This is a genomic window from Bradyrhizobium elkanii WSM2783 (assembly GCF_000472865.1).
GTDB lineage: Bacteria > Pseudomonadota > Alphaproteobacteria > Rhizobiales > Xanthobacteraceae > Bradyrhizobium > Bradyrhizobium elkanii_A.
In genome coordinates this window covers 1-14,028 of sequence record NZ_AXAP01000015.1, presented here as the reverse complement: position 1 = coordinate 14,028, position 14,028 = coordinate 1, and the positions used below count along the sequence as shown (strand labels likewise).

The 14,028-nt window shown below is 63.0% G+C and carries 10 protein-coding genes; 5 read left to right on the top strand and 5 right to left on the bottom strand.

Annotated features, from left to right (window positions below; translation table 11 throughout):
• Positions 1 to 100 precede the first annotated feature (100 nt).
• Entirely contained in the window at positions 101 to 1,051 is a 951-nt protein-coding gene (locus tag YY7_RS0115600) for an alpha/beta hydrolase (protein ID WP_028164077.1), read from the top strand.
• 12 nt (positions 1,052 to 1,063) lie between these two features.
• On the opposite strand, the gene YY7_RS0115595 is transcribed toward YY7_RS0115600, so the two are convergent.
• Positions 1,064 to 2,002, bottom strand: coding sequence for a GlxA family transcriptional regulator (locus tag YY7_RS0115595; protein ID WP_028164076.1), 939 nt, complete (start codon positions 2,000 to 2,002; stop codon positions 1,064 to 1,066).
• 131 nt (positions 2,003 to 2,133) lie between these two features.
• Here YY7_RS0115595 and YY7_RS0115590 point away from each other — a divergent pair, with 131 nt between their 5' ends.
• On the top strand, positions 2,134 to 2,820 hold the full coding sequence (locus YY7_RS0115590) for a DJ-1/PfpI family protein (protein ID WP_028164075.1): 687 nt from the start codon (positions 2,134 to 2,136) through the stop codon (positions 2,818 to 2,820).
• Between the two features lie 336 nt (positions 2,821 to 3,156).
• Here YY7_RS0115590 and YY7_RS0115585 read toward each other — a convergent pair whose 3' ends face one another.
• A complete protein-coding gene (locus YY7_RS0115585; RefSeq protein ID WP_028164074.1) occupies positions 3,157 to 3,567 on the bottom strand; it encodes an NADH:ubiquinone oxidoreductase subunit NDUFA12 in 411 nt (136 codons plus the stop codon).
• A gap of 261 nt (positions 3,568 to 3,828) precedes the next feature.
• Between YY7_RS0115585 and YY7_RS0115580 the strand changes: the two genes are divergently transcribed.
• Complete coding sequence (locus tag YY7_RS0115580) at positions 3,829 to 4,485, top strand: BA14K family protein (protein ID WP_349642658.1); 657 nt, start codon at positions 3,829 to 3,831, stop codon at positions 4,483 to 4,485.
• Positions 4,486 to 4,673: 188 nt separating this feature from the next.
• Complete coding sequence (locus YY7_RS0115575) at positions 4,674 to 5,078, top strand: response regulator (protein ID WP_035690207.1); 405 nt, start codon at positions 4,674 to 4,676, stop codon at positions 5,076 to 5,078.
• Between the two features lie 20 nt (positions 5,079 to 5,098).
• Here the strand turns inward: YY7_RS0115575 and YY7_RS0115570 are convergent, their stop codons facing one another.
• Positions 5,099 to 5,995, bottom strand: a complete 897-nt coding sequence (locus tag YY7_RS0115570) for a DMT family transporter (RefSeq protein ID WP_028164071.1) — start codon at positions 5,993 to 5,995, stop codon at positions 5,099 to 5,101.
• A 797-nt stretch (positions 5,996 to 6,792) separates the two neighbouring features.
• On the opposite strand from YY7_RS0115570, the gene YY7_RS0115560 reads away from it, so the two are divergent.
• Positions 6,793 to 10,551, top strand: a complete 3,759-nt coding sequence (locus YY7_RS0115560) for a vitamin B12-dependent ribonucleotide reductase (protein ID WP_028164069.1) — start codon at positions 6,793 to 6,795, stop codon at positions 10,549 to 10,551.
• A gap of 502 nt (positions 10,552 to 11,053) precedes the next feature.
• Here YY7_RS0115560 and YY7_RS56540 read toward each other — a convergent pair.
• Positions 11,054 to 12,211 carry a hypothetical protein gene (locus YY7_RS56540; RefSeq protein ID WP_155255188.1) on the bottom strand — a complete coding sequence of 386 codons (1,158 nt, stop codon included), beginning with the start codon at positions 12,209 to 12,211 and terminating at the stop codon, positions 11,054 to 11,056.
• Positions 12,212 to 12,564: 353 nt separating this feature from the next.
• On the bottom strand, positions 12,565 to 13,485 hold the full coding sequence (locus YY7_RS0115550) for a DMT family transporter (RefSeq protein WP_028164068.1): 921 nt from the start codon (positions 13,483 to 13,485) through the stop codon (positions 12,565 to 12,567).
• Positions 13,486 to 14,028 lie beyond the last annotated feature (543 nt).

Below are 14,028 nucleotides of genomic sequence, written 5' to 3'. Positions count from 1 at the left end.
ATAGTTCCAGCACTCGCCGAGGTCTGCGGACCGCCACGCGGAAAACAGCAAAAAATCCGGAAAACCGGACCGGATGATTCAGAGGAAGCCCGTCCCCAATATGCCTATCGTTCTCGATCCCGATGCCGCCGCCGTCTTCAAGGCCTTTCAGGAGGCTGGCCGCCCCGCTTACGAAACGCTGACCGCCCCGGAAGCGCGTGCGTATTATTCGCAGGCGCGCTTTGTCAGCAATCCTGAGCCGCCGGAGCTGGCACAGGTCGAACCGCTGTCGATCCCCGCGCCCCACGGCACGATCCCGGCGCGGGTCTACAGGCCCAAGAAGCTGCGCCAGAAGGACGGCCTGTCACCGGCGCTGGTGTTCTTCCACGGCGGTGGCTGGGTGATCGGCGATCTCGACACCCATGATGTGGTCTGCCGGAAGCTTGCCGATGAAGGCGAGCTGATCGCGATCTCCGTCGACTACCGTCTCGCGCCAGAGCACAAATTCCCTGCGGCCATCGACGATGCCATCGCGGCGACGAAATGGGTGGCGGCAAACGCGAAGCAGCTCGGCATCGATGCCGCGCGCCTTTGCGTCGGCGGTGACAGCGCCGGCGGCAATCTCGCCGCGGTCGTGGCGATCGCTGCGCGCGACGGCAATGGTCCTGCGATCGCGGGACAAGTGCTGATCTATCCGGCAGTCGATTTCGCGATGACGCATCCCTCGCACAGCGAGCCGGAGACCAGCATCCTCCTCACCCACTCCGTCATCCGCTGGTTTCGCGATCACTATCTCAGCAGCGCCGCTGACGCGCATGATTGGCGCGCGTCGCCGGCGCGTGCGACGACCCTGATCGGCCTGCCGCCGGCCTATGTGCTGACCGCCGGCGCGGATCCGTTGCGCGATGAAGGCGACGAATATGCCGAACGCCTCAAGGCAGCCGGCGTGCCCGTGACCTACAAGCACTTTCCCGGCCAATTCCACGGCTTTTTCACCATGGGCAAATTGCTCAATCAGGCCAATGTCGCCGCAAGCGATATCGGCGCATGGCTGAAGCAGCTCAACGCGTAACCGAGCGGGCAGTTATCCTGCCCTCGCCGCCCGCCGCAGCGATTGCGGCGGCTGGCCGAAGGCGCGGATGAAGGCGCGGCGCATCCGCTCGGGATCGCGAAAGCCGGTCGCCTCCGCGACGCGCTCGATGGCTTCCCCCGAGGACTGCACGCGCTGCCGCGCCACCTCGATGCGCAAACGTTCCACCGCTTTCGATGGCGTCGTGCCGGTCTCCGCGACGAAGGCGCGGGTGAAGTGGCGCGAGCTCATGCCGGCTTTCTCCGCCATGTCCTCGACCGTCAGCGGCGCATCGAGATGCTCGCGCGCCCAGGCGAGCAGCGGGCCGAAGCGGCCGTTTGCAGCCTTCAACTCCAACAGCGAGGAGAATTGCGACTGGCCGCCGCTGCGGCGGTGATAGAGCACGAGGTGCCGCGCGGTCTTTTGCGCGATCTCCTCGCCATAGTCCTCCGTGATCATCGCCAGCGCCAGGTCGATCCCGGCGCTGATCCCGGCCGAGGTCCAGATGTTGTCGTCGCGGGTGAAGATGCGATCCGGCTCGAGCTTCACTTTCGGATAGGCGGAAACGAAATGCTTGGTCCGCTGCCAATGCGTGGTGGCGCGGCGGCCGTCGAGCAGGCCGGCTTCGGCGAGGATATAGGCGCCCGAGCAGACGCTCGCGATGCGCACCCCGCGCTTGGCCAGCATGCGCACGAATGCCAGCGTCTTCGCGCACCTCGCCGCCATACGTACGCCCTCGCCGCCCGCAACGATCAGGGTCGAGATCGCCGCTGACGGTCGCAGCCCTCGCGCGAGCATCTCGGCGCCCGAGGACGAACGCACCGGCCCCGGCGTTACCGCGATCACCTTCAGCGCGGGCGGATTGTCGGCAGAGCGCGCGGCGATCTCGAAGACCGAGATCGGGCCGGCGGCATCCAGCAATTGAAATTCGGGGAAGATGAGGACGCCGATCATCTGACCTTCTCCTGTCGGTCTCCAAGATACTCTTTAGGACACCGATTGTCCGGAAATGAGGGAATTATGCCATTTTGGACATGAGGCCGCCATGCCATTCTGTCGCGGTCAACGGATATTGAGGTGCTCCCATGTCCAGCCCGCTACAGATCGGACTTCTGGTGTTTCCGAAGGTGACGCAGCTCGACCTCACCGGTCCGCTGCAGGTGTTCTCCTCCGTGCCCGGGGCCAAGGTGCATCTGGTGTGGAAACGGATCGAACCGGTGCCGAGCGACACCGCGCTGGCGCTGATGCCGACGGTCAGCTTTGCCGACTGCCCGCAATTCGACGTGATCTGCGTCCCCGGCGGCATGGGAGCCGACGACATGACAAACGATGAGGAGATGCTCGCTTTCCTGCGCAAGCAGGCCGAGGGCGCAAAGTATGTCACCTCGGTCTGCACCGGCTCGCTCGTGCTCGGCGCCGCCGGTCTGCTCAAGGGCTATCGCGCCACGACGCACTGGTCGGCGATCGATTTCCTTGGCGCGTTCGGCGCGATCCCGGCGCGGATGCGGGTCTGCATCGACCGCAACCGTATCACCGGGGGCGGCGTCACCGCCGGCATCGATTTCGCGCTGACGCTGGTGTCGGAACTCGTCGACCGCAGGACGGCGGAAGCGATCCAGCTTCGGCTCGAATACAATCCGAAGCCGCCGTTCAACGCCGGCTCGCCGGACACCGCGCCGGCCGAAATCCTCGCCTTCATGAAAGAGAAGATGGCATCGTCACAGGCGCGCCGCGGCGAGATGATCGCCCGCGCCGCGGCACGGCTCGCATAAATTTCAACGCAAAGAAAAAGGCCGCCAGGTTTCCCGGGCGGCCTTTCCTGTCTTACGGTGGCCTCACATTAACGGGCGATTTCAGGACGTCTGCACCGGGGGGCCTATGTCCCGGCCGCATCCCACTCGGAGGCCGCTGCTCATCGGGGCAGTCGCGATTCTGGAGCCCGATCCGACGCGATGGTCATCCATCTCCGTAAGATGCTCCTATTGAGCTCCGATCGCGCGTGACGTGCAAGGAGGTCGTGTTGCTCGTCCCCGCTGTTACCGCTGTTCACAGGCACGCGTGCGCTGCACGCGCAATTGCGCGCTCGCACAACGTACGAATGAGGTTGATCAGCCTGCGGGCGTCCAGGGCTGGTAGTCGCCGGTCGCCTTCGGGCGACGGCCGCTCGCCAGCGTCGAGCCGGACGGACGGTACGCCGCCGGCGTGCCCGTCATGTTCGGCACATGCGGCTTTTCCCATTCCCGCGGCGTGTATTTCTCTTCGGTCGGTGGCAGGTCGACCACGTGATGCAGCCAGCCGTGCCATGATGGCGGCACGCGCGAGGCTTCGGCGTAGCCGTTATAGATCACCCAACGGCGCTCGAAATGCAGCACCGGATCGATCTTGCCGCCCCGGGTGCGATAGTAGCGATTGCCCTGCTCGTCCGTACCGACGAGCTCGCCGAACCGCCAGGTCCAGAGCTGCGTGCCAAAGGTCTGGCCGTTCCACCACGTGAAGAATTTGAGCAGGAATTGTTTCATGAAGCGCCGGCCGGTTCGGGATCGTTGGGCTGTGATGCCACCGGCGGATCGAATTGTCCAGATTGCCGCACGTGTTGTGCCCCAGAGCGGAACATCACAGCGCAGTGTTGGCGGCCAATTGTCGCGGAATTCGGTCTAACCCGTTCATTCGCCATACAGTTCTTATCTGACAGGCTGAGACCCCGCGCAATGAAGTGGCGCGAGGCTCGGGAACGCCGGCCCCCGGAAAGGGTTGGGCCATGTCCCGCAGATGGAGTCCCAATGATGATCAATCTCAAGATTTTAGGCACCGCCGCGGCGCTCGCGCTGGTGCTGCCGCTCGTGGTGCCGAGCGAAGGCTTTGCGCAGGGTACCAAGTTCTCGGCCGGGCGGGTCGGCGGCGGCGGAGCGGCCATTGGAGGCGGTGGAGGTGGATTCCGCGGCGGCGGCTTTGCCGGTGGAGGCGGCGGCTTCCGGGGCGGCGCCTTTGCCGGCGGCGGCGGCGGCGGTGGCTTCCGAGGCGGCAGCTTTGCCGGCGGCGGAGCCGGCCTTGGCACCAAGTTCGCGGGCGCTCCCGCCTTCCGCGGCGGCGCGGTTGCTAATCCTCGCTGGAGTGGTGGCCGGCCCGGGTGGAGCGGTGCGTATCGGCCCGGCTGGCGCGGCGGCTATGGTCACCGCGGCTACGGAGTCTGGCCTGGTATTGCTGCAGGTGCCGTGATCGGCGGCGCCCTCGCGTCGAGCGCCTATTACGACGACTATTATGGCGGCTATGGATACGCACCGAGCTACTACGACGACGGCTATTACGATGACAGCGCCGCGGTTGCGGTCGCGCCTGGCGGCGGTGACGTCGCTTACTGCCAGCAGCGCTACAAGTCCTATGACCCGGCGTCGGGAACCTATCTCGGTTATGACGGTCAGCGTCATCCCTGCCCCTGACCGGCTGATTCCTTTCGCGTGAAAAAGGGCGGCGAAAGCCGCCCTTTTTGTTGAGAAGATAAATTCGGCTGTAAGCGAATCTCATATGCACGGCATCTTGCAGACGTGCTATCGCGCTTCCGCCTTAATCAAACAGTCGGCCGTGCGGGTCGGCATATGCAGATATCATCGCAACAAGAGGATCCATCGTGCCGCGCGTTCTCGTGGTCGATGATGACCCCATGGTGTGCGCCGCCATCGAGGTCTGTCTGAAGCGCAAGGGGTTTGACGTCACCGTCGCCGACGGCGGCGAAGCCGGGATGGTCGCGCTCGAGGATCGAAGCTTCGACGTGATGCTGATCGATGTCTTCATGCCGCATATGAGCGGCTTCGAATCGATCCGGATCTTTCACGAGCGCGCGCCCGAGATCCCGATCGTCGCGATGTCCGGCTACGCCTTCGCCAACGCCGAGCGTGCGCCGGATTTCCTGCGCATGACCCTGGAGCTCGGCGCCGCGCGCTGCCTGCGCAAGCCTTTCACGCCGGAGGCGCTGATCACCACCGTCAACGAATGCCTCGGTCAATCAGCGGCATCGACGCGCGCTTTGAAGTAACGACACAAGGGGTCGATCAGCTACGATCGCGTGGCCAGCACGACGGCGGCGAGCGTGAAGATGAGCGCTGCGACCTGCGTCGGCCCGAGCGGCTCGCCCAGCGCGATGGCGGACGCCACCACGCCGATCACGGGCACCGCCATGGTGCCGATCGCCGCGATCGAGGCCGGCAACCGCCTGAGCGCGGCGAACCAGCTCACATAGGCGATGCAGAACTGGATCAGGATCGAATAGACGAGCAGCCACCAGCCGAGCGTCGTCACGCGATCGAAATGCGAGGTCTCGACGAGAAGACCGGCCACGGCCACCGGCAGGCAGCCGAGCCCGATCTGCCAGGCCGCCGCCGGGATCGGTGTCATCTTCAACGGCAGCTTTTTCGCGAGCACCGTGCCGAGCGCAAAGCCGAAGGCGCCGGTGATCGCCATGATGATCCCCGGCAGCTTTTCGCGGCTCGCGGCAATTCCGTTGCCGCCCATGATGGCGGCGAGCCCGGCGAACGCCATCACCAGCGCGATCGTGCGCAGCAGCGTCGGCCGTTCGCCGAGCACCGGCCAGGCCAATAGCGAGGCCCACACCGGCATGGTGTAGGCGATCAGCGCGGCTTCGCTGGCCGGCAGCCAGAGCAGTGCGAGGCCCATCAGCACCATCCAGCCGGTGACGTTCAGTAGCGACGCCAGCATCAAGCGCAGCCACATCTCGCGCCCGACCCACAGGCTCTGCCCGCGAACGACCGCGAGCAGAGCCAGCAGCACAGCCCCAATCACACCGGTCGAGCCGCGCAGCGTCAGCGGCGGCAGCTCGCTTAGCAGGTACTTCGTCACCGGCCAGTTGAAGCCCCAGCCCACCGACGTGACGGCGAGGAACAGGAAGCCCGCAGGCGCTAGTCGGCCGCGCGCGCTCGGTTTTGATTCTGTCATGAAGCCCGGCAGGGAATGGAATCGGCGGCGACCATGCCTTCGATTTGGGCGGCCGACCACGCGCCCGCCAGCATACCTGTCCGTAACTTCCCCGTAAGCTCACGTGAGTCTTCGGAATTCAATCCGTCAGACGCCAAAAATACCTGCCCTGTGAAAAGCGGGCGAAGCCGTTGTTCCACAGCCGACATGAGATTTTTTTCTCTTGGGAATCCTTCAGGACTCACTGATACTTGGCCGGGTCACAGGCGCGGCACGGCCCCTGTTATCCTCCCTTTTCCACCATATTTAGTATTTGATTCAGGAACTCGTACTAATCCTTGACGGGCGTCACGGACTTGGCCTAGCTTTCATTTTGTTCGGCGCGAGTGTGTTTCGGGTCCCCGCCGGTCGCTCCCAAAAGGGTCCAGAACGACCACTCCGTCAGCCGAACAGGCTGCGGGTGAAGGGCTTTGCTGCCCGCAATTTCGGAAATTCCTCCCGGAATTTCCCGGGCATTTTGGGACGCCAATAACGGGTCGGAAAAGGCCCATTGGTGACCTGTCGCGTTACGAGTTTTGAGGCGTTGAACGCATGACCCGAACGGTCCGCCTGGGCCGGTCAGGGACGTGCCGTCGCCGGATCGGTGCCAGCCGATACCGGCGATCGAGAGAAACAGGCCGGTCCACCGGCTGAGCTTGCGGGGCTCTGGCCCCCCCACCCTTTGGACGGAAGGATGGGACCAGGGACTCGCTCTAGGAACAACATTTCCGGATCACCCCTGCGGCAATGGGGGCCGGGCAGAAGACGGGGCACGACGCATGCATATCGAACGGCGCAACACCACTGCGGGACAATCTCCTTACGCCGGGATCAATTTCAGGCTGACCACGTCTGAGATCCGCAATCCCGATGGCTCCATCGTGTTCCGTGCGGAAAATGTCGAGGTGCCCGAGTTCTGGTCGCAGGTCGCCTCCGACGTGCTCGCCCAGAAATATTTCCGTAAAGCCGGCGTCGCTGCGCGCCTGAAGAAGGTCGAGGAGGAGACTGTCCCCTCCTGGCTGTGGCGCTCGGTGCCCGACACCGAGGCGCTGGCGCTGTTGCCTGACAGCGAGCGCTATGTCGGCGAGACCTCGGCCAAGCAGGTGTTCGATCGCCTCGCCGGCTGCTGGACCTATTGGGGCTGGAAAGGCGGCTACTTCTCCTCGGATGAAGACGCGCAGGCCTTCTTCGACGAGATCCGCTACCAGCTCGCCAAGCAGATGGTGGCGCCGAACTCGCCGCAATGGTTCAACACCGGCCTGCACTGGGCCTATGGCATCGATGGCCCCGGCCAGGGCCACTATTACGTCGACTACAAGACCGGCAAGCTGACCAAGTCCAAATCGGCTTACGAGCACCCGCAGCCGCACGCCTGCTTCATCCAGGGCATCGAGGACGATCTCGTCAACGACGGCGGCATCATGGACCTCTGGGTGCGCGAGGCGCGCCTGTTCAAATACGGCTCCGGCACCGGCTCGAACTTCTCGCGCCTGCGCGGCGAAGGCGAGAAGCTGTCCGGCGGCGGCCGCTCGTCGGGTCTGATGAGCTTCCTCAAGATCGGCGACCGCGCCGCCGGCGCGATCAAGTCCGGCGGCACCACGCGCCGCGCGGCCAAGATGGTCGTGGTCGACATCGATCACCCCGATATCGAGACCTATATCGACTGGAAGGTGAAGGAGGAGCAGAAGGTCGCCGCCCTCGTCACCGGCTCCAAGATCAACCAGAAGCACCTGAAGGCGGTGCTGAAGGCCTGCGTCAACTGCGAAGGCTCGGGCGACGACTGCTTCGATCCCGAGAAGAACCCTGCCCTGCGCCGCGAGATCAAGCTCGCGCGCCGCGCGATGGTGCCCGACAACTACATCAAGCGGGTGATCCAGTTCGCCAAGCAAGGCTACAAGGACATCCAGTTCGACGTTTACGACACCGACTGGGATTCGGAGGCCTATCTCACCGTCTCCGGCCAGAACTCCAACAACTCGGTATCGCTGAAGGATGACTTCCTGCGCGCGGTCGAGACCGACGGCGACTGGAACCTGATCGCCCGCACCAACAGGAAGGTGACGAAGACGCTGAAGGCGCGCGATCTCTGGGAGAAGATCGGCTACGCCGCCTGGGCCTCGGCCGATCCGGGCCTGCACTTCAACACCACGATGAACGACTGGCACACCTGCAAGGCGTCCGGCGACATCCGTGCGTCCAATCCGTGCTCGGAATACATGTTCCTGGACGATACCGCCTGCAACCTCGCGTCCGCGAACCTCCTCACCTTCTACAGCACCACCACCAAGCGCTTCGACATCGAATCCTACGAGCATCTGTGCCGGCTCTGGACCATCGTGCTCGAGATTTCCGTGCTGATGGCGCAATTCCCCTCGAAGGCGATCGCGGAGCTCTCCTACGAATTCCGCACGCTCGGCCTCGGCTTCGCCAATATCGGCGGCCTTCTGATGACCATGGGCCTGCCCTATGACAGCAAGGAAGGCCGCGCGCTCTGCGGCGCGCTGACCGCCGTAATGACCGGCATCGCCTACAAGACCTCGGCCGAGATCGCGGCCGAGCTCGGCACCTTCCCCGGCTACAAGAAGAACGCGGCCCACATGCTGCGGGTGATCCGCAACCACCGCCGCGCCGCGCACGGCAACGCGGCCGGCTATGAGGCGCTCGCGGTCAACCCGGTGCCCCTCGACCACGCCTCCTGCCCGCAAGCCGACATCGTCACGCATGCGACCAGGGCCTGGGACGATGCGCTCGCACTCGGCGAGCAGCATGGCTATCGCAACGCCCAGACCACCGTGGTGGCGCCGACCGGCACCATCGGCCTGGTGATGGATTGCGACACCACCGGCATCGAGCCCGACTTCGCGCTGGTGAAGTTCAAGAAGCTCGCCGGCGGCGGCTATTTCAAGATCATCAACCAGGCGGTGCCGGAAGCCTTGCGCGCGCTCGGCTATCGCGAGAGCGAGATCGCGGAAATCGAGGCTTACGCTGTCGGCCACGGCTCGCTGTCCAACGCGCCGGGCATCAATGCCTCCACGCTGAAGGCAAAAGGCTTCACCGACGAGGCGATTGCCAAGGTCGAGAAGGCGCTGCCAACCGCGTTCGACATCAAGTTCGCCTTCAACAAGTGGACCTTCGGCGAGGACTTCATCCGCGACACACTCGGCATCGGCGCGGAGGCGATCGCCGCCCCCGGCTTCGACCTGCTGTCGGCCATCGGCTTCTCCAAGCGCGAGATCGAGGCGGCCAACGTGCACATCTGCGGCGCGATGACGGTGGAAGGCGCCCCGCATCTGAAGGCCGAACACTATCCGGTGTTCGACTGCGCCAACCCCTGCGGCAAGATCGGCAAGCGCTATCTCTCGGTCGAGAGCCACATCCGCATGATGGCGGCCGCGCAGCCGTTCATCTCGGGCGCGATCTCCAAGACCATCAACATGCCGAACGACGCCACGGTGGAGGACTGCAAGTCCGCCTACCTGTTGTCCTGGAAGCTGGCGCTGAAGGCCAACGCGCTCTACCGCGACGGCTCGAAACTGTCGCAGCCGCTCAACTCGCAGCTCATCTCTGATGATGAGGACGAGGACGATGCGGTGGAGGCGCTGTACGAGAAGCCGATGGCCGCACGTGCCGCGCAGGTCTCCGAGAAGATCGTCGAGAAGCTGGTCGAGCGCATCGTGGTGATGCGCGAGCGCGAGAAGATGCCGGATCGCCGCAAGGGCTACACCCAGAAGGCGGTGGTCGGCGGCCACAAGGTCTACTTGCGCACCGGCGAATATGACGACGGCCGCCTCGGCGAGATCTTCATCGACATGCACAAGGAAGGCGCCGCGCTCCGCTCCTTCATCAACAACTTCGCGATCGCGGTCTCGCTCGGCCTGCAATACGGCGTGCCGCTCGATGAATATGTCGACGCCTTCACCTTCACCCGCTTCGAGCCCGCGGGCCCGGTGCAGGGCAACGACTCCATCAAGTATGCGACCTCGATCCTCGACTATGTCTTCCGCGAGCTCGCGGTGAGCTATCTCGCCCGCTTCGACCTCGCCCATGTCGATCCCACCGAGAGCGGCTTCGACGCGCTCGGCAAGGGCGTCGAGGAAGGCAAGGAGCCTGAGGGGCCGCAACACCAGGCGACGAAGTACCTGTCACGCGGCCTCACCCGCTCGCGCACCGACAACCTCGTCGTCATGCGCGGCGGCTCGACCGCGGTCAGCCAAAACGCCGACAACGCTCCCGCCGGCGGCTCCCGCGTCACCGCCCTCTCCTCGCAAGGCGCATCCCGCGTCTCCGACACCATCGAAGGCGCAGTCGCGCTGAAGCAGGAGACGGAGCACGACCTCTCGCCTGCGGAGAAGGTCGGGCACTGGAGCAAGGCCGGCACCGCCGCTGCGGTTGCTCCGACGAAGGCCGAACGCCGAGCGGAAGCGAAAGCCAAGGGCTACGAAGGCGAGATGTGCTCGGAGTGCGGCAACTTCACGCTGGTGCGGAACGGCACGTGCATGAAGTGCGATACGTGCGGAAGTACGACCGGGTGTTCGTGATCGCGCAATGATCCTATGCAGTTCAGACCTTATTGGCCATTGCAGCCGTTGCAAAGTTGGTTCCCTATAAGTTTGTTCCCCAATGGCGGCAAAGCAGGCCCCCTAGCCTGAAACGCACAAAGCCCCGCCAGCAACGGCGGGGCTTTTCATTTCGGAAGTCGATGGGTCGGGACAATGGCGATCGATCCGAACTATATCCGCTCTACGCTGACGAGCCGACGTCCGGATGGACGAAAGGCCCTAAGCTATGGGCCATATTCAGACCTGGGCCAGGGGCTGCCATCAGCGGCACTTACCAAGATGGCACGTTCGACGTTCCGACGAACGGCAACGAGACGGATACAGATCTGAAAGTAACCCGCGTGGCCACAAGATTTCTCAAGCAGTATATTCTTCCTTCCGATAATCACGAGTTCGTCGGGCGCATATATGACCTGTCCATCGTAGGTATGCACTTCGACAATTACGAAGATCTCTCAAAGCACGCTGACTGCAAATATGCCTATGACGTCATCTGCTTGTTATCGATTTTGCCAGCAGCTTCGAGATGGTGGCCGACTTTCTCTAAGCGATTCGCGAGCTTATCATTTTCGTGAACTGCAACGTTTTCGGCCCCGATATAGTTCTCCAGCGACAATTCGATCAAAACTCGCAGCAGTACTGAAATTGCGTTGGGATGCTTCTTCAGTTCAAGATAGAACTGAAGTTCTTCCCATATTTGATGGTGTCGTTGAAGGCGCCCGGGCCAGCTCAGACCAAAGTTCTTTTGAGGAATGAGCGTTTTGCGGGCTGTCGGAGTGGCCTTAGCTGATGGTTTCGCCCTAGCGGCTTTTGACTTGGTCGTTGCGCCGTCATTCTGCTTGACTAGATGAGACTGGTTCGGAAGAACACCTTCTTTCTCAAGTTGATTGAGGTAGCTTTCCTTTCCATCTACATCCCAAATGTCTCCCAACACGATTTCGCGGCGCGATAAATCCCCTGCGATCCGAGCTAGTGCTGCGAGCGATACAGTTTCGTCGTGTGTGAATTCAAACCGGCCTCCCGTCATGGTGAAACCGACTCGATTTCTAAACGGCTCTGCTGAGAGTAGTCGATTAAGCGTGGAGCGAGGAATCTTACCGCGAGCCGGGAGCAAATGTGCATTCATCAAGCGTTTCTCGATCTCGTCGGCAACGCTCGGGCCAGTACCTTTGCCCGTGCGAGCGACGAAGATCGCTTTCATCCTGTCGTCCCACGTGCTCTGGCCCACACCGCTCTGAGTGCCAGTGTGCCGTCGGTAAAGAATTTCATCGATACGATCTCGGTCAGCTTCAATTTGGCACTGAACGTTCTCAGGAAAGGCTCCGTTCCAAAGCGCCCGTTGCTCCCGAAAGAACATCTGAAGCTCAGTCGTTGGTGCTCGGCGCGGATTTTCGAGGAGCTTTAGGCAAGTTACGCGCCTGTTGCCATCGAATACGATGAATTTGCTCTTCTCCGGGGAGACAAGCGGCATCTCGTAGATCTCGCCGCAATTGACGATATCCTTTGTGAGATTACGCATGTGCTGCTCACGCTCTGCGAACAACCAAGCGATTGCAGCAGTCTCGTTTTCAAGTTCGCCGTGTCGGTCGTTGGCTCGATTAACCTCAAGTAACCCAAGAGGGAGATTTTTGACCGCCATGTTGTCCCCGAGTTCAAATTTACTAGCTTGGGTGGTAGTGGCACCATACAACACGGCAGAAGTTGCGCGCTAAAGCAATGTGCTGACACTTTCTTTCAACACAAAAAACTAGAACGATCGGGCCTCAAAAACCGCGCCTGCCTTCGGTCAAAGGTTGCCCAACGCTCGCGGTCCAGTCTGTCAAGGGTCATCTATGTCGGTTTGGCCACCTCTCGACGATGTCCGGTCTACCCGTAACAGCCCTTAGGATGGGTGGAGCGAAGCGATACCCATCAACTGCGATCCGTGACGATGATAGGTTTCGCTTCGCTCCACCCATCCTACGCGCTGTCGCCGAACTACCGGATGATCCTCTACCGCTGGCGTTGCGCCAGATAGAATCCGGACAGCACCAGGACCAGCCCCGTCGCCTGCAGCGCCGTCGGGGGCTCGCCGAGCAGGAGCCAGCCGACGAGCAGGGTCAGTGCCGGCACCATCGCCGGGAAGACCGCGGCGCGGGCGACGCCGAGGAGCTGGACCGAAAATGCGAACAGATACAGCGCCGCGGGACCGGCCAGGATCCCCTGCCCCAGGGCCTGCAGCGCGTTTTCGCCGAGGCCCAGCGCCGCCACGCGGCCGAGCCCGCCGGATGCCGCATAGACCGGCAGGAGCAAGAGCGACAGCACGCTGATGACGGTGGCCGCGGAGAAGGCGGAGACGCGCCAATGGCGCAGCAGCGCACCGAAGACCGCAAACATCAATCCCGTCAGGACGAAGATCAGGTCGCCCAGCACGCCGTGGGGCCCGATATGGCCGATCGATTCAGCCCCGATCACGGCAAGGCCGCCGACGATGACGACCGCACCGAACACCCGCGAAAACGAAACCCGCTCCTTCAGCAAAGCGGCGGCGAGAAACAGGCCGCCGAGCGTCGCGCAGGAAGGCTGGATGAGGCTGCCATGCCCCAACGGCACGAACAGGAAGCCGGTATAGCTGATGATCGACATCACGGGTCCGCCGAGCACCATCAGCACCAGTCCACGACCCCATCCGATGCCGCAGAGATTGCCTAGTCCGGCGCGAAGCACGAGCGGCAGGAACGCGATGCCCGACCACACGTAGCGATGCATCAGCAGGTCCGCGGGCGTGAATCCGACTTTCAGCCCGTGCCGTGTCGAGACGAAGCCGAGCGCCCAGCACAACGCTGCGCCAAGGCCGCAGGCGACCCCAAGCAGGGCTGGTTTCGCATCCGATTTTTGGATTGAAGCATCGGGGCCGATGGTCGGCTTGGTCATCGCCGACGCTTACGGCAGCCGCCACAGCGGATCAACCCACGGCCATGCAAGGCTGCCGGGCGCATCAAAACGCGTGGTAGCGCGAATTCTCTCCTCCTCGTCATTCCGGGGCGCGACAAAGTCGCGAGCTATGATGTGGAATGCACATCAGAGAATCCGTCGGACGGCGGGCGCAGGTGGAGAAATGGATTCCGGGCTCGTCCTTCGGACGCCCCGGAATGACGAGGAGAAAAATTCGCCTGCGATTACAACATGATTTGGCCCGTCCAGTCTTCGCGCGAAAAACATTCCGCTTCCGTCATCGGGCAAATCAGTGATTTAACTCCGCGCGTCTCACCCGATGAGAGGGGCGTTGCGCAACGTCACGAACGCGCGGTGAGATGCGGTGGACGCGACGGCTCGCGAAAGACGAGCGCGGTTGTTCGCGGACGGCGAAGTCGTGTGGTCCTGGCGCCCCGACGCTGGCGCTAAGTCCTTAAGGGATGGAAACATCCCTAAGGGCGACGGTGGCAAGAAAGCCCGGTCACCGAGGAGAGCACGAAG